17 protein-coding genes are annotated in these 22,222 nt (G+C 36.9%); 7 read left to right on the top strand and 10 right to left on the bottom strand.

Annotated features, from left to right (window positions below):
* Nucleotide 1: 1 nt before the first annotated feature.
* A complete protein-coding gene (locus ACNFU2_RS10135) occupies nt 2-1,930 on the top strand; it encodes a DUF2207 domain-containing protein (RefSeq protein WP_273649270.1) in 1,929 nt (642 codons plus the stop codon).
* Between the two features lie 69 nt (nt 1,931-1,999).
* Here the strand turns inward: ACNFU2_RS10135 and murA are convergent, their stop codons facing one another.
* Both murA and ACNFU2_RS10125 read right to left on the bottom strand, forming a co-directional pair.
* Nucleotides 2,000-3,307, bottom strand: a complete 1,308-nt coding sequence (gene murA / locus ACNFU2_RS10130) for a UDP-N-acetylglucosamine 1-carboxyvinyltransferase (protein WP_172280257.1) — start codon at nt 3,305-3,307, stop codon at nt 2,000-2,002.
* The gene (locus ACNFU2_RS10125) at nt 3,308-3,967 is read right to left on the bottom strand and encodes a DUF4290 domain-containing protein (RefSeq protein ID WP_172280255.1); all 660 of its coding nucleotides are present in this window, start codon (nt 3,965-3,967) and stop codon (nt 3,308-3,310) included.
* Between the two features lie 189 nt (nt 3,968-4,156).
* Between ACNFU2_RS10125 and ACNFU2_RS10120 the strand changes: the two genes are divergently transcribed.
* A complete protein-coding gene (locus tag ACNFU2_RS10120) occupies nt 4,157-5,590 on the top strand; it encodes an alpha-amylase (RefSeq protein WP_418124799.1) in 1,434 nt (477 codons plus the stop codon).
* Nucleotides 5,591-5,775: 185 nt separating this feature from the next.
* Here the strand turns inward: ACNFU2_RS10120 and ACNFU2_RS10115 are convergent, their stop codons facing one another.
* Both ACNFU2_RS10115 and ACNFU2_RS10110 read right to left on the bottom strand, forming a co-directional pair.
* A complete protein-coding gene (locus ACNFU2_RS10115; protein ID WP_172280252.1) occupies nt 5,776-6,189 on the bottom strand; it encodes a thiol-disulfide oxidoreductase DCC family protein in 414 nt (137 codons plus the stop codon).
* A 10-nt stretch (nt 6,190-6,199) separates the two neighbouring features.
* Complete coding sequence (locus ACNFU2_RS10110; RefSeq protein ID WP_418124797.1) at nt 6,200-6,661, bottom strand: heme-binding domain-containing protein; 462 nt, start codon at nt 6,659-6,661, stop codon at nt 6,200-6,202.
* A gap of 286 nt (nt 6,662-6,947) precedes the next feature.
* On the opposite strand from ACNFU2_RS10110, the gene katG reads away from it, so the two are divergent.
* The 3 genes from katG (at nt 6,948) to ACNFU2_RS10095 (ending at nt 11,180) form a co-directional block, all read left to right on the top strand.
* On the top strand, nt 6,948-9,224 hold the full coding sequence (gene katG, locus ACNFU2_RS10105; protein ID WP_418124795.1) for a catalase/peroxidase HPI: 2,277 nt from the start codon (nt 6,948-6,950) through the stop codon (nt 9,222-9,224).
* 486 nt (nt 9,225-9,710) lie between these two features.
* The gene (locus ACNFU2_RS10100; protein ID WP_418124793.1) at nt 9,711-10,733 is read left to right on the top strand and encodes a S41 family peptidase; all 1,023 of its coding nucleotides are present in this window, start codon (nt 9,711-9,713) and stop codon (nt 10,731-10,733) included.
* A 45-nt stretch (nt 10,734-10,778) separates the two neighbouring features.
* Complete coding sequence (locus tag ACNFU2_RS10095) at nt 10,779-11,180, top strand: S41 family peptidase (protein WP_418124792.1); 402 nt, start codon at nt 10,779-10,781, stop codon at nt 11,178-11,180.
* Nucleotides 11,181-11,268: 88 nt separating this feature from the next.
* Here the strand turns inward: ACNFU2_RS10095 and ACNFU2_RS10090 are convergent, their stop codons facing one another.
* Nucleotides 11,269-12,111 carry a hypothetical protein gene (locus tag ACNFU2_RS10090; RefSeq protein ID WP_306614042.1) on the bottom strand — a complete coding sequence of 281 codons (843 nt, stop codon included), beginning with the start codon at nt 12,109-12,111 and terminating at the stop codon, nt 11,269-11,271.
* Between the two features lie 470 nt (nt 12,112-12,581).
* On the opposite strand from ACNFU2_RS10090, the gene der reads away from it, so the two are divergent.
* A complete protein-coding gene (der, locus tag ACNFU2_RS10085) occupies nt 12,582-13,892 on the top strand; it encodes a ribosome biogenesis GTPase Der (protein WP_172280246.1) in 1,311 nt (436 codons plus the stop codon).
* 115 nt (nt 13,893-14,007) lie between these two features.
* Here the strand turns inward: der and ACNFU2_RS10080 are convergent, their stop codons facing one another.
* Both ACNFU2_RS10080 and ACNFU2_RS10075 read right to left on the bottom strand, forming a co-directional pair.
* The gene (locus ACNFU2_RS10080) at nt 14,008-14,490 is read right to left on the bottom strand and encodes a GNAT family N-acetyltransferase (protein WP_273649254.1); all 483 of its coding nucleotides are present in this window, start codon (nt 14,488-14,490) and stop codon (nt 14,008-14,010) included.
* Nucleotides 14,491-14,501: 11 nt separating this feature from the next.
* Nucleotides 14,502-18,422, bottom strand: coding sequence for a Pls/PosA family non-ribosomal peptide synthetase (locus tag ACNFU2_RS10075; protein WP_273649252.1), 3,921 nt, complete (start codon nt 18,420-18,422; stop codon nt 14,502-14,504).
* A gap of 144 nt (nt 18,423-18,566) precedes the next feature.
* On the opposite strand from ACNFU2_RS10075, the gene upp reads away from it, so the two are divergent.
* Complete coding sequence (gene upp, locus ACNFU2_RS10070) at nt 18,567-19,217, top strand: uracil phosphoribosyltransferase (RefSeq protein ID WP_273649251.1); 651 nt, start codon at nt 18,567-18,569, stop codon at nt 19,215-19,217.
* Here upp and ACNFU2_RS10065 read toward each other — a convergent pair whose 3' ends face one another.
* The 3 genes from ACNFU2_RS10065 to ACNFU2_RS10055 form a co-directional block, all read right to left on the bottom strand.
* On the bottom strand, nt 19,218-19,910 hold the full coding sequence (locus tag ACNFU2_RS10065) for an alpha/beta fold hydrolase (protein ID WP_273649250.1): 693 nt from the start codon (nt 19,908-19,910) through the stop codon (nt 19,218-19,220).
* Between the two features lie 76 nt (nt 19,911-19,986).
* Nucleotides 19,987-20,637, bottom strand: coding sequence for a ComF family protein (locus ACNFU2_RS10060; protein ID WP_273649249.1), 651 nt, complete (start codon nt 20,635-20,637; stop codon nt 19,987-19,989).
* Between the two features lie 78 nt (nt 20,638-20,715).
* Nucleotides 20,716-22,200, bottom strand: a complete 1,485-nt coding sequence (locus tag ACNFU2_RS10055; protein WP_273649248.1) for a helix-turn-helix domain-containing protein — start codon at nt 22,198-22,200, stop codon at nt 20,716-20,718.
* Nucleotides 22,201-22,222 lie beyond the last annotated feature (22 nt).

Here is a 22,222-nt window from a genome sequence, read left to right as displayed (position 1 = left end):
AATGAAAAAAAATCTGTTGCTTTTTGTTCTGTTAGCATTTGTATTGGGTTTTAGTCAGGAAGAGCCCCGGCGTCCCGATCAAATGGCCATGGTAGAAAATACCGAAAAAATTCTCTCCTTTCATTCTGATATTGATGTCGATAAAAGTTCCGGTCTTACGATAAAGGAAGATATCAAAGTTCATAGTCTGGGAGATCAGATTAAACGAGGGATCTATCGGGCATTGCCGCTTTCCAGAAATCTGAATAACAAAAATCAGAAAGTTAAGTATACCATCCTCTCCATTAAAAAAAATGGAGTAGAAGAAGATTATCATGACGTTATAGAAGATGGCTTTTTAAAAATATATGTTGGAAATAAAGACATTATACTGAATCCGGGAGATTATGAATATGAGATCAGGTATAAAACAGAGAACCAGATCGGTTTTTTTGATAAATATGATGAGGTTTACTGGAATGTAAACGGAACCTATTGGGATTTTGATATTGATTTTGTCTCTGCTAAAATTAATCTTCCGGAGGGCGCTAAAATACTTCAGAACTCCTGTTATACAGGAGCGTATGGCAGCAGTTCGCAGAACTGTACTGTAAAGGTTTTGTCTGATCGTTCGATAGAATGGACCGCGGCAGATCTTAAGTCTAATGAAGGGCTTACTGTGGCCGTAGGATTTAATAAAGGAGTGATGATTCCTCCTCCGCCACCCACTTTCTTTGAAAAGTTTGGAATTTTAATTGGTGGGTTTATCGTTTTTATCGGATTGATCTTCTATTATTACTCAACATGGAGAAAATATGGCGTGGATCCTGAAAAACCAATAGTTTATCCGCAGTTTAATGTTCCCGAAAATCTTTCTCCTGCTTCTTTAGGGTATTTGAGAAATGAGAATTTCAAAAATAAATATCTGACGGCAGCTATTGTCAATCTGGCCATAAAAGGATATGTTCAGATCATTGAAGGAGAAGATTCCGGAATTCTTGGTCTTTTCAGTTCAAAAATATTTACCCTTAAAAAATTGAAAGAAGCAGATGAGTCTTTACCAAAAGAAGAAATTAATCTCATGAATACGCTTTTTTCAGATAACATCGATACTGTAAAGTTTGATGGGAAATATGATTCCAGAATTGAAAGAGTGGTTACGAATTTTAAGGAAACGCTGAAATTCCAACATGATAAATTTCTCAATGAAGGAAATAACACAGGAAAATTAGTATTGCCTACTTTACTTATTACAATAGTGTATATGCTTGGATTATATATAAGTTATACTATTTATCCGGAAGCGGAAAAGGTTGTCATCGGAATTGCGGTGTATGTTATACTTTTTGTGGCATTTATTTTAGTTGCATTTTTATTTAAAAGCCTTTCCTGGAAATTTCTCATTCCAATTCCATTTTGCATACTATTTGGAATAGGTAGCTTAATCAGTAACGGTCATGAAATAACTGAAAGCAGTAATTTCAATATCTGTTATATTTTCATTGCCCTGGCATTTACTTCACTGATGATCTATCAATATCTGATCAAAAGGCCGTCAGAAGAGAAATTACAGAAAAAATCACTGATTGAAGGTTTCAAAATGTATATGGGAGCAGCGGAAAATGAACAGTTGAAATTCCATAATCCACCACAATTGACACCGCAGGTTTTTGAAACTCTTCTGCCCTTTGCTATGGTTTTGGGAGTAGATGAAATCTGGGGTGAAAAATTTGATACCTTGTTGAAAAATATGGCTAACGGAACAGAATATGTTCATAGCTGGTATATTGGAAATTCTATAAATCATTATAACTTTGGAAATACATTGAACTCGAGCCTTACCAAATCTATACAATCTGCATCTACACAACCTTCCAGTTCCGGAAGCGGATCTGGCGGTGGAGGTTTCTCCGGCGGCGGCGGAGGTGGCGGTGGAGGCGGCGGCTGGTAAACCAGGCCTTATAAAAAGAAAAAGCGTTCAGGACCCCTGAACGCTTTTATATTGTAAACAAATGTTTTTTTATATTCTTTCGATATCCGCTCCAATTGCTTTCAGTCTTCCGTCGATATTTTCGTATCCTCTGTCAATCTGTTCAATATTGTGGATAATAGATTTTCCCTCGGCAGATAAAGCTGCAATAAGAAGAGCATTTCCGGCTCTGATATCCGGGGAAACCATGGTTGTCCCACGAAGAGGAGCTTCCTGGTTAAGGCCAATTACGGTCGCTCTGTGTGGATCACATAGAATAATCTGCGCTCCCATATCAATTAACTTATCTACAAAAAACAATCTTGATTCAAACATTTTCTGATGAACCAGAATGCTTCCTTTCGCCTGTGTAGCAACTACCAGGATAATAGAAAGAAGGTCAGGAGTGAATCCCGGCCATGGAGCATCCGAAATAGTAAGGATAGATCCATCAATGAATTTCTGAATTTTATAATTTTCCTGAGCAGGAATATAAATGTCATCATTGCTTTGTTCAAGCTGGATTCCCAATTTTCTGAAGGTATTAGGGATTACTCCCAGCTGATTCCAGTTTACATTTTTTATAGTAAGTTCGGATTTTGTCATTGCAGCAAGACCAATCCATGAACCTATTTCTACCATGTCGGGAAGCATCGTATGTTCCGTACCTCGCAGATGGGTAACTCCTTCAATCGTTAATAGGTTTGAACCTATTCCGGAAATATTAGCTCCCATTCTGTTCAGCATCTTACAAAGTTGCTGAAGATAAGGTTCACAAGCTGCATTGTAAATTCTTGTTTTTCCTTTCGCCAATACTGCTGCCATAACAATGTTTGCAGTACCGGTTACTGAAGCCTCCTCCAGTAAGATGAATTTCCCGTTGAGCTCCTTAGCTTTTAAAGAGTAAAAATATTCTTCTTCGTCATAGTGAAATTCGGCACCTAATTCTACTAACCCCTGGAAATGAGTGTCCAGTCGTCGTCGTCCGATTTTGTCTCCACCCGGAGTTGGCATATAAGCTTCACCATATCTGGCCAGCATAGGGCCCATAAGCATAATAGAACCGCGTAATTTAGCACCGTCCTTTTTGAATTCGCTGGATTTTACATAGTCGAAATTAACGTGATCAGCCTTAAAAGTGTAATTTCCAGGCCCGTTTTTAGTGATTTTTACACCAAAATCGCCCAGAATTTCAATTAACCTGTTTACGTCGTGAATGTCAGGAATGTTTTTAATGGTTACCTCCTCATCAGTTAGTAAAACTGCACATAAAATTTGTAAAGCTTCATTTTTTGCCCCTTGTGGAGTAATTTCACCTTGCAGTCTTTTTCCTCCTCTTATTTGAAACGTTCCACTCATTTACTTTCTGTTTTTATGGTTGTTATTGTTATGTCTTCTTTTGTTGGTTTGATTTTTATTATTGCTGTTGCGATTACTATTGTTATTGTTGTTGCCTCGGTTGTTGGTATTGTAATAGATTTTACTTTTCTCCAGGGATTCTATACCTGTAAGGTCCAGTCTGTTTTCCGAAAGCTCTTTCAAATGACGGAAAATCACATCATCAGTAACATGCTCTTTATTATAAACATTATAGGATTTCTTCATGTTGTTGGCAATCACTTCAATAAGAGCTTCTTTTTCATCTCCGGCCTCAAGCTCTATAGCCTTTTCAATTAATTGAAGAATACTTTTTCCGTAAAATTTAAAATCACCCTGAAGTTTCGGGTATTCCATTCTCTTTGGCTTTTCTTCAAGCTGTTCTTTCGTCGGAAAAGGATAAGGAGAATCTACATCAAGATCATGATTGGCTAAAATGTAAAGATGATCCCAAAGCTTATGTTTATAATTTTCTTCGTCGCGAAGTTGTGGGTTTCTTTGTCCCATAAAATCGATGATTGCCATTGCCATTTCATTTCTCTCCTCTTTAGAAGGGAGTTCTTTGCAACGCTCAACCAACTGTTGTATAATTCTGCCGTATTCCGGCATATTAAGTTGCGTTTTTTGGGTGTTATATTCCATAATATGCAAATATATGGATTAAAAGAAAAATTGTGCCGATAATCTTAAAAGTTTATGATTTTTTAATGAAAATTTATGATACTATTTTAGAGCATATTTTTGAGTCTAAGTAAATTTATTCACGTTAAGTGGAATTTGTTTTAATAAAAGTGTAATTTAGTTATTATATTAATAATTAAAAAACGGACTATGAAAAAAACATCTTTCTTATTTTCATTAATGGCTTTAGGAATCATGAATTCCTGTGAAACCAATGATGAAGGAGTCGGAAACACTTCGGGGGAACAAGAAGTTCATTCCAAAATAGTACAGGTCACTCGTCATGATGGAAGGCCGTTCAGTACTGGAAAGGAGTCAGTAAATGGTAAATTTGTTGCAGGTCCGGGAGGAAGTGTTCTGATGCAGGGTTTCTACTGGGATGTTCCGGATGGCGGAAACTGGTGGAATACAGTAAAAGATAAACTTACCGGTTGGTCCAATGCAGGAATCGGGGCAGTTTGGTTACCTCCCGCATCCAAAGCGCAGAACGGAGCTTATTCAATGGGATATGATCCTACCGACTATTATGATTTTGGAAACTTTAATCAAAACGGAAGTGTAGAAACCCGTTTTGGTTCAAGAGCTGAGCTGGAAGCATTGATCACTAAAGCCCATTCAGAAAATATGCAGGTCTATGCGGATATTGTGATCAACCATAACAGTGGAGGGCAGTCGGAAGCAAATCCTTATACTGGAACCAATACATGGACGAATTTTTCAGGAATAGCTTCAGGAAAATTTACCAGAAACTACAATGATTTTTATAAAAATGCCTACGGAAATAACGACGAAGGCTCTTTCGGCGGTTTTCCGGATTTATGCCATGCTAATCCCCATGTGCAGGACTGGCTTTGGGGAAGAGACGATTCCGTTGGTAAATACTATAAGAATGTAATGAAGTTCGACGGTTGGAGATTTGATTATGTAAAAGGTTTTGGTGCGTGGGTGGTTAATAATTGGAATGCAAAGGTAGGTGGCTTTTCGGTAGGAGAATTATGGGATTCCAATGTTAATACACTGGAATCATGGGCAAATAATGCAAACAGTTCTGTATTTGATTTTGCGGCCTATTATAAAATGGATGAAGCATTTGATAACGGAAATCTCAATGTTTTGAATGATGATATGATGTGGAAAAGAAATCCATATAAAGCCGTTACTTTTGTCGCCAACCATGATACTGATATTATTTATAATAAGATGCCAGCATATGCTTATATCCTGACTCATGAAGGGTATCCTACCATATTTTACAGGGATTACGAGGAGTGGCTTAATAAAGAAAGATTAAATAATCTCATCTGGATTCATAACAATAAAGCAACAGGGACAACCTCTATTCTCTACACAGATAATGATGAGTATATTGCGAGACGTAACGGATATAATGGTAATCCTGGACTGGTGGTTTATATTAACACTTCATCAAGCTGGCAGGAAAGATGGGTAGATACCAATTGGAGCAATCAGCAGATCAAGGACTTTACAGGTGCATCGACCTGGTATCCTACAACACAGACTGATAAGAGAGTGAAAATTCAATGCCCTCCCAATAGTTATTCTGTCTGGTCATTAAATCAATAATTGTAGGACAGAATCGTCAATTTATTTAATGAATTCCACAAGGATTATATCATGGTGAATGACTTAGGGAAGTAAGAATTTTAGAATTTCGATACGAAAATCAGATATGTAATACTACTTAATGGCAGGTATTGTGAAATTATATCATGATGCTTGCCATTTGTAATTCAAAAATTACAGTGCTTTTAAACTTCTATAAACTTTCTTTTCTGATTTTGATCAGGCAGGTAGCACTTTTGAGCAGCAAGTTTCATTCTGTTTCTTGAAATCAAATCATATACCTGGTCACTTAAGAAAGTCGGTATGATCTTTCCAACAGCAATAAGTTGATATACACCACCCAGGAGTTGAGCAATCTGAAGAACAGCTCTAGATTTTACCAGATAGTACTGATTAGGTTTCCAAAGATACATCGTATTGAAAACAGTAGTCTCCAACCCTCTTTCGGATAAGAACTTCTGGCCGAAATCCGATTGTAAAGAAGCAAAAAGGAATTTGTTTTTTTTGTCACGTTCCAGGATCCACTGTACCCAGAAATTACAAACTCCACAATCTCCGTCAAAGAAGACAATATATTTATCCTGCCAATTTTCCTGCATAACACTTTTTTTAAAATACCATCGACCGTTCAGTTTCTGCTTTTACTTGTTTAAAATATTGTATAAGCTGCTTTCTCTGTTCCGGGGTTAATTTTGCGTCCTGATGACCGACAATATAGGATTCCAGAGGCATTTCCTCTTTCTCAATCATTTCAATACATTCCTGCAATTTGTGTGCCTGTCTTTCAGGTTCATACATTGCAAAGGTAGAGAAATTTAAATTCTTTCTGCCTTCATCAATATGATTTTTGAGAAACCACGATGAAGGAGCAATGCTTGAGTACCATGGATACTTCGTTTCGTTGGAGTGACAGTCGTAGCACGATGTACGGATGAGTTTGGCGACCTCAGGTTGTGTTTTTTTTATTTTTAAAAAATCCATACCCGGATTCACCGGTGGATTGGTCTTGTCAATAGGAAAAAACTGAATGATAATAAAAGCTACCAGAAGGATGATCAATATTTTTTTCATGCTTTTGAATTTTAGTGTTTATATGTTTAAATGTAATCTTTTTTTCCTTATTATGAAGGATAGAATCATTCTAAATAGGAGTCCTGTGTTTTGATTTTGCTTCATTTTCAATTAAATATAGCTAACTTATTGCAATAAATAAGACAAGGGCTGTAGAAGTTTTATTATAGTTTTTAACTATCGTAAAAATTTTATCAATAGATCGTATTTATTGAAAGGGTTGTTGTAAGTTTGTCTTGTTCAGATCAGATAAACGGTATTAATCAATATTAAAATTTAAACGACAATGGAAAAAGATTCAAATGACATCAGTAAATGTCCGTTTCATAATGGAACAATGAAACAAAATGTAGCTGGTGGCGGAACTCAAAATCAACAATGGTGGCCTAATCAGTTAAGAGTTGATATTTTACGTCAGCATTCCTCTTTATCAGATCCCATGGATAAAGATTTTAATTATGCTGAAGCATTTAAAAGCCTGGATCTTGAAGCTGTAAAAAGAGATCTTCATGCATTAATGACGGATTCACAGGATTGGTGGCCTGCAGACTTCGGACACTATGGTCCTTTGTTTATCCGTATGGCATGGCATAGTGCCGGAACGTATCGTGTGGGAGACGGAAGAGGAGGAGCCGGAGCAGGTCAGCAGCGTTTTGCACCATTGAATAGCTGGCCGGATAACGTAAGTCTGGATAAAGCAAGGAGGTTACTTTGGCCTATAAAACAAAAATATGGTAAAAATATATCATGGGCGGATCTTTTGATTCTCACCGGTAATATTGCGTTAGAGTCTATGGGTTTTAAAACATTTGGATATGCAGGAGGCCGTGAAGATGTCTGGGAACCGGATATGGATGTGTATTGGGGCTCCGAAACAACATGGCTGGGGGGTGATCTCCGATATGCACATGGTTCTGAGGGAGTAGTGGAAAATCATGCTGTGTTACCAACAGATGATGACGCGGATGGAAAAGTACATTCCAGAAATCTTGAAAAGCCTTTAGCAGCAGTACAAATGGGACTTATCTATGTAAATCCTGAAGGTCCGGATGGAAATCCAGACCCAATCCTTGCAGCTAAAGATATTCGTGATACATTCGGGCGTATGGCGATGAATGATGAAGAGACTGTGGCCCTTATTGCAGGAGGACATACCTTCGGTAAAACACATGGTGCAGGACCGGCCGACCATGTAGATAAAGAACCTGAAGGAGCAGGTATTGAATTGCAAGGGCTCGGATGGGCGAGCAGTTATAAATCCGGAAAAGGAGCAGATGCGATCAGCAGCGGGCTGGAAGTAACCTGGACAGAAACTCCTACCCAATGGAGTAATTACTTCTTCAAAAATCTTTTTGAAAATGAATGGGAACTTACCAAGAGCCCTGCAGGAGCTCATCAATGGGTAGCGAAAGATGGAGCTGAGATCATTCCTGATGCATTCGATTCTTCTAAAAAACATAAACCGACCATGCTTACAACGGATCTTTCCCTGAGATTTGATCCGGTTTACGAAAAAATATCAAGACATTTTTACGAGAATCCTGATGCTTTGGCCGAAGCGTTTGCAAAAGCATGGTTCAAACTTACGCATAGAGATATGGGGCCAAGAGCCCGCTATCTTGGACCGGATGTGCCGGATGAAGTACTGATTTGGCAGGATCCTATCCCTGAGGTAAATCATGCCTTAATAGATGGTTCTGATATTGAAACTTTGAAAGGGAAAATATTTGATTCGGGGTTAAGTTCTCAGGAACTGATCACAACTGCATGGGGTTCGGCTTCGACTTTCAGAGGAAGTGATAAGCGGGGAGGAGCAAACGGAGCAAGAATTCGCTTAGCTCCTCAAAAAGATTGGGAAGTGAATAATCCTGTACAATTACAAAAAGTTCTGAATGTGTTGGAAAATATTCAGGCAGAATTTAATGCTTCACAGACTTCCGGTAAGAAGGTTTCTTTAGCAGATCTTATTGTTTTAGGAGGAACAGCAGCTGTAGAAAAAGCAGCAAGAGCTGCAGGGCACGATATTTCGGTTTCCTTCACGCCTGGCCGTATGGATGCTTCTCAGGAGCAGACGGATATTGAATCGATGGGATATCTGGAGCCGGCAGCAGATGGTTTCCGTAATTATTTAAAAAGGAAATATACGGTTTCTACTGAAGCCCTATTAATTGATAAAGCGCAATTGCTGACCCTTACTGCTCCCGAACTTACAGTATTAATCGGTGGAATGAGAGCATTAGATGCTAATTTTGACGGCTCTAAAAACGGGGTGTTTACAGATCGTCCTGGAGTTCTTACCAATGATTTCTTTGTCAATCTGCTTGATATGGGAACTCAATGGAAAGCAGCCTCTGGTGACAATGAATTATACCTGGGAACTGATCGTAAAAGCGGACAGCCAAGGTGGACAGCTACCCGTGCTGATCTCGTATTTGGATCCAATTCAGAATTAAGAGCAATTGCGGAAGTATATGCAAGTGCTGATGCACAAGAAAAATTTGTAAAAGATTTTGCTGCAGCATGGACAAAGGTGATGAATTTGGACCGCTTTGATATAGCTTAATTTTATAGTTGTATTAAATATATAATAACGAGCCATCCTGATAAGGGTGGCTTTTTTACTGGGGCTCAGATATTTTGCGTTCATAATAAATTAAGTATAGTTAGCTTTCGACTTATGAGGATATGCTAAACGCCATAAATAAAGGCTTTTTAGCCAAATGATATTTATCAGTTTGGGATCAATGGTATGTAATTTGTTTCTTAATTTTTATTTATTCTAATTTAAAACAAAATAATGTTTAAACTTATTCCATTTTTAGTGTTTACACCTTTAGTGATCTGTGGAACATTAACGCTAGTAGTGAAAAACACTATTAAAAGAAATGTTGATCATCTGCGAGATCAACCGTTGGATGATTATAGTAATGCTCGTGGACATCCGAGAAATCCATAGAAGAATCAATATAAAAGGTGTAAGCTTTTTGTTAAATCCAATTTGTAAAGTCATGAAAATCATGATTCATTTTTTAATTCAATTTATAATATTATGATCAAAAAGATATTTGTTTTCTCATTACTATCTTTTTTTACCTCTCTTTTTAGTCAATATTCAATTTCTGAAATAAACAAAGATGCTTATCTTAAAGATTTTGATATTGCTACTGCTATTCTTTTAAATCAGCACCCTAATCCTTATAGATTTCATAGCAAAGAAGCTATTGCAAAGAAGCTGGATTCCCTTCGGAAAGTAATTGAAAAAGATCCCAGCTATATTAATTTTAATATTAATAATCCTGGAAGGGTATTAGGTGACGGACATATTTCTTTTATTCCCGATTCTAATTATCATGAAGACTACCTTAATTCTACTTATTTTTTTCCACTAATTACTTATGTTAACAACGGAAATGTTTATGTAAATGCAGATAATAAATACAACATTGAGGTTGGGAGTAAGCTTTTGGAAATTAACAACAGAAGTGTTGCGGATATTTTAAAACAAATTCCTGAACAAGCAGATGGAAATATTAAAGTAGAAGACTTGGATATATCCATGTATGTTTCATTTATTAATGAAAATAAAGATCATACTTTTACGATCAAATATCAGACACTTAACGGAGAACAGAAAAAAGCTAGTCTGGAAGGCATTACATTTACACGATTTAATTACGAATCCCGGCATGCTGTTTTACCAATTGATGTGAGTTCCGAAATCTATGGAATCTTTGGGTATGAAATTAGTCCTGATACATTTTATTTATCTGTAAGATCATTCTCTTATGATGAAAGTTTTTTTTACGAGAAGCTGAAGAAATATTTTCATAAAATTAAAAATAAAAAATACAAAAATCTTGTTGTAGACATCCGTAACAACTCTGGTGGTTCTGTTACCAATATTCCACTTTTGTACTCATTTATGTCAAAAGAAAAGATCTTTACAAACTCTTATAAATACGGGAGTAAAGTCATTGATATCAATTATAGTGATTACCTGATAGATCCCCAAACTGACCGATATTACTCTGAGAAAGACATCAGGGATTCTAATAATTTTATGAGACAATGATTTGATAAATCTGAAAAGGGAGATTATTATTTTGGGAATAACAGGTTGGATGATACCTATATCAAAAACTATCCAAGAGATGGACTGTTTTTCGATGGAAAAGTTATTCTCCTCATTAACAACCGTACATTTTCAGCGGCTACTTACTTTGCTTCTCTGTTTAAAAAGGAAAAACGAGGCGAAATCGTTGGAAAGGAAACGGGTTCTTGTAGTAATTTTACGACGGCAGCCTGGTTTCTTACTTATAAATTACCGAATACTAAAATGACCATATCTATTCCGCGTACAGAAATCTTTTTCAATAATAATGAAAATGATAATATTCCCAATTGCACAGGTGTAATTCCGGACTATAAGATTGATAATAATTTCTTTTTAAAAGTGTTAAAAGAACGAAAAGATCCTGAGTTGCAATATTCGTTACAATTACTTTCTCGTAAATCATAAAGCAAAGTTGACGTTTGTACTTTATAAAATTAATCCGTGGAATAATCTGTTCCACGGATTAATTTTAATAATGAGGTTTCTGTTATTTTTATCTAAAACGTTTTGATTCAAAAATATTGATCGCTACAGAATTGATATTCCCTCCAGATAATCTGGCATATATTGCTCCGTTTTGATAAAAAAAGACCAAGCTGGTATTATTGGCTCCAAAGTTAAAAGTTGCATCAGCTGTATAAGAAGATATACTGGTATCACCATTATCAGATGTTGAACTCGTTACCGGATAGCGAGTTGATGTAGAACCGGAAGCGGAACTGAAATTAGATACTGAAAATCCGGAATTAACTCCGAAATTTATCGTTGCCAGAATATTTGATCCTGTACCAGCCGGACCCAATACCAAACCTGAATAAACTTTGAATGTTACAACACCTTTAGCTGTGATGTCTATAATTTTTATTCCGTCAGAATTATTAGGCACTGTGTAGTTGCCATCAAAACTTAAAGCAGTAGGAGAAGAAGGATCATAGGCTTTTACAATATGTCCATTTGCATCAATGTATAGTGGGGCTAACTTATTATAGTTTACACCAGGTCTAACTTTTCCATCCGACTGGTTTTCGGTGGAAGGAGGGTTAATGAGCCTGAGATTAGATCGTGAGCTTTCGCCATACAGATTGAGTAATGCATCATTTACAGCATCAGGTGTCTGATTATCTGGTTTTCCTATGTAGGTCCTGTTATCACCGTAGACTTCTAAATTATTGGAATCTGATACTTTCCCGTTTTGTACATAAAATGTTTTGTCGGTTGAGGCTGTGTTTTGAGATTTTACATGTAAGGTCGCATCAGGAACTTGTGTATTAATCCCTACCTGTGCAAAATAGAATGCTGGTAATAAACAAATACTTAAGGTAATGTTTCTTTTCATAACGTAAATTTTAAATTATCAATGTGTTTGTTAGATCTGTTTATGTTGGATATGCTGAAAATTTAAGGAGAGTTTAAAGTTGCTTATCTTAAATAAGTTATAATGTATGAATATAACAATGAATTTTTCTTACAGAAGGAAAAAACATGCCAAAATAATAATAAAATTAAATTTTTAATTTTTCTGATATAAAAGCTAAATTATGATATTTGGTATTTGCTTTTTTTTAAAATATTTTTTCAACTTTCTAAAAAAATTAAATGGATGGTATTTTTGTATTTATTAGTGATATAGAAAATTTTTGATCAGCTAAATTTTATAAAAAATTGAAGGGATTAAATACTTTTAATACTTTGAGTTTCAATTGCTAGATATAAAGCCCTATCTTTGCAAAAAATTGAGCTCCAAAGGTTGGAGTAACTCATTAATAACTTGTCCTGAGAGAATCGAAGGATTATTAAACATTTTTTATGTCAAACATTGTCGCTATCGTTGGGCGTCCCAACGTAGGAAAATCCACATTATTTAACCGTTTCCTGGAGAGAAGAGAAGCTATAGTAGACTCTACTGCAGGTGTTACAAGAGACCGTCATTACGGAAAATCCGACTGGAACGGAGTAGAATTTACGGTAATTGATACCGGAGGCTATGATGTGGGGACAGAGGATATTTTTGAAGAAGAAATCCGTAAACAGGTACAGCTGGCAGTAGATGAAGCTACTTCTATTATTTTTATGCTTAATGTAGAGGAAGGCCTTACAGATACGGATTATGAAATTCATGAATTATTAAGAAGATCCAATAAGCCGGTTTATATTGTTGTAAATAAAGTAGATTCTGCAAAAGAAGAATTGGCAGCTACAGAATTTTATCAGTTAGGAATCGAAAAATATTATACTCTTTCTTCTGCTACAGGATCAGGAACAGGAGATCTGTTAGATGATATCGTTAAAGATTTCCCAACCACGGATTATCAGGACCCTTTTGAAGGATTGCCTAAAATTACGATCGCTGGTCGTCCGAATGTAGGAAAATCCACTTTAACGAATGCTTTATTGGATGTAGAGAGAAATATTGTAACAGATATTGCGGGAACAACCAGAGACAGTATACAAACACTATATAATAAATTCGGGCACGAGTTTGTATTGGTAGATACTGCGGGGATGCGTCGTAAGGCTAAAGTTTCCGAAGATCTTGAGTTTTATTCTGTAATGAGATCAATTCGTTCTATTGAATATTCTGATGTAGTGATCATTATGGTAGATGCTACTCAGGGATGGGAATCTCAGGATATGAATATCTTTGGTTTAGCACAGAAGAACAGAAAAGGAATTGTGATCCTGGTTAACAAATGGGATCTGATTGAAGATAAGCAAACCAATACGATCCGTGATTTTGAAAAAGCAATTAAAGATAAGATCGGGCAGTTCCAGGATATTCCAATTCTGTTTGTATCTGCATTAACGAAACAGAGAATACTGAAGGCGGTAGAAGTGGCGATGCAGGTATATGAAGACCGTAAGAAGAAGATTAAAACTTCGAAATTAAATGAAGTGATGCTTCCTATTTTCGAACAAACTCCACCTCCGGCAAATAAAGGAAAATTCATTAAAATCAAATATTGTGTGCAGCTTCCTACGCCGTCACCGCAGTTTGTATTCTTCTGTAATCTTCCACAATATATAAAAGAACCGTATAAGAGATTTACTGAAAATCAATTGAGAAAAGAATTCGGATTTACCGGAGTTCCTATCGAGGTATATTTCAGACAAAAATAATTACTTCGGCTGCGCTTATTAAAAAAGTGTCACAAAGTAATAATCGATATTTAAAAAGTTCTGGTAAGAATATCTTACCAGAACTTTTTTTCTTTCATCAAATATATTTTATCCTTTACAGCCACTTTTCATACATTAACCGGACAGGTTTATAGCCTTGTTTATCAAGCCAGCTTTGCATAATATGGTTACTGCATAAAGTAAATCTGTAAATTTTCCGGATATTAAAATCTCTATAGGTTTCTTCAAATGCTTTGTTTAGGGCAGTGTAAACTCCGTGTTTTCTATATTCCTGCTTTACATATCCTTCAGAAACATACAGGTCGTCTGCATCTCCTAGTTCAAAGTTGCTGTCATCTTTTTCATCAATATACCCGAATAAAAAACCAATAGCTTTTCCCTCTGCGTCAGCAATAAGAAATGTTCCGTTATTCTCTTCCTCACAGTCGGTCATAAAGCGCAAATAATGTTTTCTGATCTTGCCCCAGTCGGCTGTTTTCTCATTCATTTCCTTTTCAGAAACATGAAGCTCTCCTACCAACTCATCCACAATGGGGAGATGGTCTGATATTTTTATTTTTCGGATTGTAAAGTTCATAATATAATGTTTTATTTTCCTCGTATCGGGCTTCCGTGCCAGGATGTGTTATCAGAAAGTACCTCGCCCTTCATAATCAGTGAAAGGGCATCAACATTTACGTTATTACCTATTTCGGTATCGTAAAGAATAATGGTTCTTGAATTAATGGTTGTCTGCTTACCGATTTTTACACTTCCTATTTTCATAATACGATCTTCAAAAAGATGCGTCTGCGGCCCGCAGTCTTCATTTAACATTGCTTCGTCATCTATCGTTACCATATCATACTCTGTAATATCTGTTGTATTGAGCCACACCCTTTTACCGATCTTCACACCCAAAAATCTCATAAAGAAAGGAAGCCACATCGTTCCCCGCAGGAAATCAAGAAAGAAGATTACAGGGAGTGCCTCATATACTGTAGTTATTCCTTCACTCAACCAGACTTTTAGGCTGTACATGGGCATTTCTGTTTTTTTATACTTTCCAACGAGAACCCATTTAAGGATTACCGTAAAGAAAAAGGAAGGTAGGGCTACAATTCCCAGATAATAAAATGGAGAAAATAAGATCAAATGATGGATTCTTCCTTCAAGATAATTGCTGGTGTAGGCAATAAATAATACACTGCAGATAATAATAACGGTTTGAGGCAGAATAATCCGGATTCCCTCCACAATAGCACGTGCAAACTTAAGACCGAAGGGAGGGTTGTAGGTAAGGCTATTGTCAAAGCGCTCCGATTTTTGTCTTGAGGGAAGTCCGATTGGCGGAGATCCAAACCAGTCTTTTTCAGAAGAGTTTTTAAGTTGTTCTTCATTCGGAGCTTTGCTTAGCACGCCGATAAGCATATTATCTCCTAATTCATATCCCTGTGGGATCAATCCGCTGTTTCCTACAAAACTATTGTTGCCGATCTTGGTTTTTGCCAGGATCAGTTTTTCATTTCTTACATCATGTTCCCCCAGGATGACCGCGTCAGCAATAAAAGATCCCTCTCCAATTTCCAGAAGATTGTGGGAAACATCGCTTGCTGTGGAGATCTCTGAATTTCTGCCAACTTTGGCTCCCATCATCCTGTAAAATTTACTGATATAAATCGAAGCAAAAAGAGGATGTACGACGGTTAATGCAAGATTAAATATCTGATCTTTTACCCATTTCCGATAATAGATAAAACTGTAAACAGGATATATTCCCGGCTTCATACGGTATTGCAGGCACCTTGTGATAATACTGACAACCCCGATAAAAATTAATATGTAGATTGTAGATAGAATAGGTGCCTGCCATAGGTAATAGAAACTGTAATCCGCTGAACGGTCGTCCAGATAATACAAGGTGTACAATGTTGGAGCAAGTGGTAAAACGATTAAAAGTGGGAAGAAAAAAAGAGAACATGCATATATGATAGCATATTTGTTTCTTTTTGCGGTAGAAACCAGCTGTGGAATCTGCGTCTCTTCCTTACTTTTTGTTCTTAGCTTTTCAGCCGGGCTACCATCCCAGACTTCACCGTATCCGATCGTATTTCCTTCATTTAAACAGCTGAGATCCTGAAGTTCTCCGAATTCCTCAATGACAGTATTACCACATACTATAGCTGAAGAACCAAGATAAGCGTGTGCTTTAATATGTACTTTTCTTATTTTAAGCACTCCATTTTCTACAGATGCATTATCAATACTACATCCTGAGCTCGTGGTTACGTTTTGATCAATGGTAACAAGATCTTCAGCTGCAATAGGTAAAAGGCTAAGCTGTGCGCTCGGATGAACGTGTACACCTAATAATTTCAGATATTTCGGATACAATGGGGTTTCAACAATAAATTCTGAAGGCATCAGTCTTTTTACGGTTTTCCAGAGCCACCATCTGAAGTAATACCAGCCCCATAACGGATAATCACCTTCTTTTATTTTTCCGATAACAAGCCACTTTGTTAAAAGAATAATAACAGAATAAACCGGTGGTATGAGTGTATACAAAAGAATAGCACTTAACAGGGCTAATCCGGTTCCGTACCCGTTAAGCTGGAAATAATAATAACTAAGATAGGGGAAAAATATTTGTACACTAAATAATGCAAAAACAACCAGTAAGGAAATAGTCTGGGCAAGATTGCAGGCATAATATTGAAATGACGAAACTCTTGTAAACGGTTCCTGATCGGATGCCTTTTCAGTGTGTTTATTTTTAAGGCAATCTGAATAAGCGGAAAGCGGCCTGTTTTCATAAATATCTTTTAAAGAAGCGTAAGGAATCCCTGCTTTTTGCCGGAGGTGAGAAACTAATGTTGCAGCAAGTAAGGAATGTCCTCCCAGATCCGTAAAAAAGTCCTGATGTAATTGGATCTCTTTTCCCGGAAACATCCAATGAAGGGTCTGCAACAGTTTTTCTTCGATAGGAGCTTCAGGATTTATTTCAATGTCTTCACTTTTCTCATGGCTGATGAAGCTTTCAGGAACCGGCAGTTTTTTTCGGTCAATTTTTCCACTCGGCATCCTGGGCATTTCCCTCATTTTGATGATCGAGACGGGAACCATATAAGGTGCCAGAAACTTTGCTAACTCTTTACGTATTGTATTTTCATCGAATTCATGATGGTCACTCATTACAGTATAGCCAACGAGTTGCCCCTGTCCGTTAGCGTCTTCTTTCACGGCAACAGCTGCTGAAGAAATGCCGGGAAGCTGATTCAACCTGGCTTCTATTTCTCCCAATTCAATCCTGTAGCCACGGAGTTTGATCTGGTCATCTATTCTTCCCTGAAAATCTATAAAACCGTTTTCCCGTATAATAACAGCATCTCCAGTTTTGTAAATGGTATCGCCGGGAATTTCAGGAAATGGATTTTTCAGGAATTTTTGATCTGTTAGTTCCGGGAGGTTGAAATAGCCATTACTGACTCCGGGACCAGAAATGATCATTTCACCCCTTTCTCCTCGTGGTACGATATTCAGATTTTCATCAACCACAGCAATATGATAATTGGGTAGAGGATGGCCAATCGTAAGCTCGTCATCATCCTTCAGCTTAGCCATGTTGGATGATACTGTAGTTTCCGTGGGACCATAGCTGTTGATGAAGGTTCTGTAAGGCTTTGCCCATTTTTCCTGTACTTGTTTTGTGCATGCTTCACCCCCTGTATTGATGATCCTCACTGAAGGAACCTCCTCGATAATGGCTAAGATACTGGGCACTGCATGAAGAACAGTGATTTTATTCCTGATTAATACCTCACTTAATTCATCAATAGCTTTTACAGTAAGGGCATCTGCAATCCATATCGTTGCACCGGAAAAAAGACTGATCCATACCTCTTCACACCACATGTCAAAGGAGACGGAAAACCCCTGATATACAATATCGGTATCTTTTATTCCTATGAAATCTTCTTCAGATCTTATAAGATGACAGATATTCCTGTGGGAAATTGGAATTCCTTTAGGATTTCCGGTACTTCCGGAAGTAAATAACACGTATGCCCATTGATCGGAACTAATCGGATCGCTGATTGGAGGGATAGTGGTGTCCGGTTGTGGGGCAATGGCTAGAGGCCGACAATGGATTCCGGCATCTGCATCAGAGAAATAAGCTTTTACATGAATGTCTGTAAAAACTTTTCTTATCCTGTCTTCAGGCATCTCCCGGTCCAGTGGAACATAAGAGGCTCCGGCCTTTAATATTCCTAAAATAGCAACTGGAAGCTCCATACTTCGGGGATACCAAACCCCGACACTATCGCCCGGCTTTATACCTTCATTGTGAAGCTGTAAAGCAATTGCATTACTCCAGTTATTGAGTTCTTCATAAGAGAGTTTTTTACCATTAAATATAAATGCTGTTTTATTTTTGTATTTTTCAAAAATAGGAGCTAATAACCCGGGAAGAGTCTCTTCCTTTAAAAATTCAGGAGCTATTTTTCCTAAAATTAAACTTTTCATCATTCAAGATTTTTTTATGTAAAGATGTGTTGGGAAACTTTCATAAATATACTTTATTTCTGTTTACGTTCAATCTCGGATTTCGTTTTTTAATTGTAATTTTGCAGGAATTAAAGCCCACCAACTCTAATTAAAATTTAAAATTTCATGGTTACTATTTTATCTGAAAACTTTTCTCTTGTTAATGAGTGGATTAACGAACTGCGTAATGTAGATGTTCAACATGACCGATTGAGATTCCGTAGAAATATGGAACGTATCGGAGAGATTGCCGCTTTTGAAATCAGTAAAGAACTTGAGCAAAGAGAAGTTGAAATCCAGACTCCTCTGGATACGATAAAGGTTAGGGAAATTGCAGTACAACCAGTGATTACTACTATTCTTAGGGCAGGAGTTCCTCTATTTCAGGGAATATTAAATTATTTGGATAAAGCTGATTGCGGTTTTGTAGCAGCCTATAGAAAACATGATGCCAACGATTATTTTTCGATCAAGCAGGATTATCTTACTTGTCCAAGTATTGAAGGAAGACCTTTAATCGTGGGAGATCCTATGCTGGCTACAGGAGCGTCATTAATTGAAGCAATCAAAGACTTACTCACACACGGAACACCTACTCAATTGCACATTGTAGCGGCCATCGCATCTAAACAAGGAGTAGAAACAATTGAAAAAGTTTATCCTGAAGCAAAAATTTGGGTAGGTGCTATTGATGATCAACTGACTTCCAAAGGCTACATTACTCCCGGATTGGGAGATGCCGGTGACCTTAGCTATGGTGAAAAATTACAGCGGTAATTAATACAGATTCCAGAAATCCTTCATTATAATATCCATCAATAATACCGGACGTACTTTTTCCATTGGATGTCTGGTGTCCGGAAGTATCATTAATCTTGCGTTAGGAATACGACGATAGGTTTGAACGGTCTCTTCCAATGTTACCATATTATCATGGTCTCCGGCCATGATCTGGACTGGAGTTGTAATCTTTGATAAACTATCTGAATTTAGCGGTGGTTTTTTACCTAAAGAAACCATCATGCCGGCAATTGCGGGAAGCAGCTCTTTCCATTGGGAGCCGTGTTGTAATTCCAGTTGTTCAGCATATTTCGGAATTTTTAAAAGAATGGCCTCAGGGTCAAGCATTGTACTTTCCTTTAAAGCCTGCTCCTCTGTCCAGTCGAATTTTGTGCCTAATGTCAATACGGAATTTACATTTTCCGGTACCTGCAGAGCGTAGCAGAGACCAACATAGCCACCCATGCTGTGTCCGAAAATATAAACATCATTGAGTTTTTGTTGCTTACAGTATTCAGCCAGTTCCTGAGTGTATTTTTCTATGCTGATACCATCTTGCGGAATTTCAGTGTTTCCATGCCCTGAAAAAAGAGGGGTGTGTATATTGAATTGTTTTGATAAGTCCTTTAGATAAGGTTTGAAAATATCACTGTGCCCTAGAGCACCGTGCAGTAAAAGCAGGTTTTTCATATCTATTAGTTTATCCGGAAAATTATGAAAAAGAATTGAAAGCTGGAAGTAAGGTTTAGAGGTTAGAAGTTAGAGGTTAATCTATTGCCATTACCAGAATGCTCACTTTATTATTGCCGCTATTTAAGATTTCCCATGCTATAGTTGCGATCGTATTGCCGGTGGTAAAAACGTCATCAATTAATAAAATATGTTTATCAGATACCTTTCGGGATATTGAAAAAGTGTTGTCATTTTTTAGGCGATGTTTTTTATCTTTTAGGGCCTGAGCTTGTGAGTAGTAGTTTCTTTTGATCAGGTGATGGTCAAATGGAATATGATATTGGTTGGATAGTATTTCTGTAAACAGATGCAATTGATTAAATCCTCTTTCTCTTTCTTTTTTAGGATGAAGTGGAACGCTTACCAGTAAATCAGGTTTGTTATTTTTAAAATCCAGTATACCGATTGTCCAGTTTGCGATTACTTTCCCGGTTTTTTTCCTGTTTTTATATTTTAATTCGTGGATGATCTTACGGCTTAAGTTTTCCTCCTCAAAATACATGAGCGCATATGCATTTTCAACCGGAAACAATAATTTGCACTTTTCTTTAAACAGGTTATCTTCAAAATAATTGAAATGGGTAAAGTGAATATGTTCAAAACAGGAGGAGCATACCAGAAGGTCAGCATCGATGATCCGGTTGCAGTGGATGCAACGATTGGGGAAAAGAAGGTCAAGAATCATTTTTGTGTTTTTTACTAATATAAGTTTATTAGCTGAAACATGAAAGAGGTAAGAAGTAATGAAAGAATGTAATGCTTTTTAACCCTGAGATTCTACTTCCTTTCGTATTTTTTCAATGGAATTTTTCATACTCTGATTAAAATATTCCTTCTCAAGACGAACCGGTGGAGCTTGTCTTACTTCACAATCTGCAATACTGCAGGATTCACAGGTTACCCCCACGTTGATCGTCGGTAAACTTGGAGATTTGATAAAGTTTATTTTCTTTATTGTTTGAGGATTTAATAATATTCCCAGACAGTAGCTTCGGTTACTGCCGTCTGAAAAAGGGTTTTTCTGGGAAGTGGAAATAACGAGATAACTTATTCCCTGATCTTTATAATGGGAGATCTGAGCGTCCGTTAATGTTTCATTTTCCGTTAAATCCTGAAGATTTTTTACAGCAATCCATCTTCTGCAATAATGTTCATTCGTAGCATTAGCATGAGGAGCCTGCTGGTGATTCAGATGCAGTTCTTTTAAAATCTGAATTCTTTCGGAATCTTTCTTTTTAACCAGGCATAAATAAAACAAATCTTTTATTCCTAATTCTGAAGAAAGGACATTAGTTAGCCTGTAATAAAATGTTTCCGGAGAATTCGTAAAGCTTTCAATGAGATGGGTGAAGCCTTTGGATTTCCAGCTATTTTGTAAAAAGAAGTCAGAAGTATTTTCTATAATCTGCTCTTTTGAAATCAATAGTGCGCCGGCGAAATAGGACGCATAGAAATTGTTCAGGATTTCCTCGAAGCTTCCGAAATCCAGCCATGAGTAGGTGTTGGGACGGTTTTTTAATTCAAGAACATTGAAACCAATTTCTTTAGCGAGAATAAATGTCTTCTGGTCTTTTTCTAATTTGCTGTTGAGCAGTAAAAGTTTTTTTTCAGGAATAAATAATGAACGGAGATGCACGGATGTTCCAAAAGGTTCGAAATCTTTGGATTGAATCGTGTAATTGAATTTTTCATTGAGGATATTTTGTAAAATATCCGGATCCAGATTTTTACTGAACTCTAAACAATGCTCCTGAGCAAAGGATAATACTTTTTCTTCGATATCAGGAAAATAATTATCATAAAGTTCCTGGAAGGATCGCAATACGGCAAAATAAAAACGCTCTTTTCCCAGATTGTAGTTTTGAGATATTTCAATCAGTGCATTGATAAAGGCGGTGACCTTTTTGGGGGCATCACTGATGATGCTGATGAGGTTATTTTTATTTATTCCGAAAAGGTCCAGAGGAACTTCTTTAAAAAAATCCGATTGTAAAATTTCATTAAACGGAGCCAGGCTTTTGTCTAGTTTCGTAGAAACCAGATCATCGAATGTGCAGTTCAGAGATTCGGAAAGCTGGATAATCTTATCGTGCTTGGGGTATTTTTTTCCGTTCTCAATTTCGTTGAGGTAAGATTTTGATAACCCTGTTTTTACGGCAAGGTCCTGCAGAGACCAATTTTTCTTTTGTCTCAGCTGCTTCAGTTTAAGACCGAAAACCGTTTTAATAAAATCACTTTCTGCATTCATTACTCAAATATAGATATTTGAT

This window comes from Chryseobacterium sp. PTM-20240506 (assembly GCF_048296755.1).
GTDB lineage: Bacteria > Bacteroidota > Bacteroidia > Flavobacteriales > Weeksellaceae > Chryseobacterium > Chryseobacterium proteolyticum.
The sequence above is the reverse complement of the archived record's forward strand: the minus strand, read 5'-3'. Positions and strand labels throughout refer to the sequence as shown.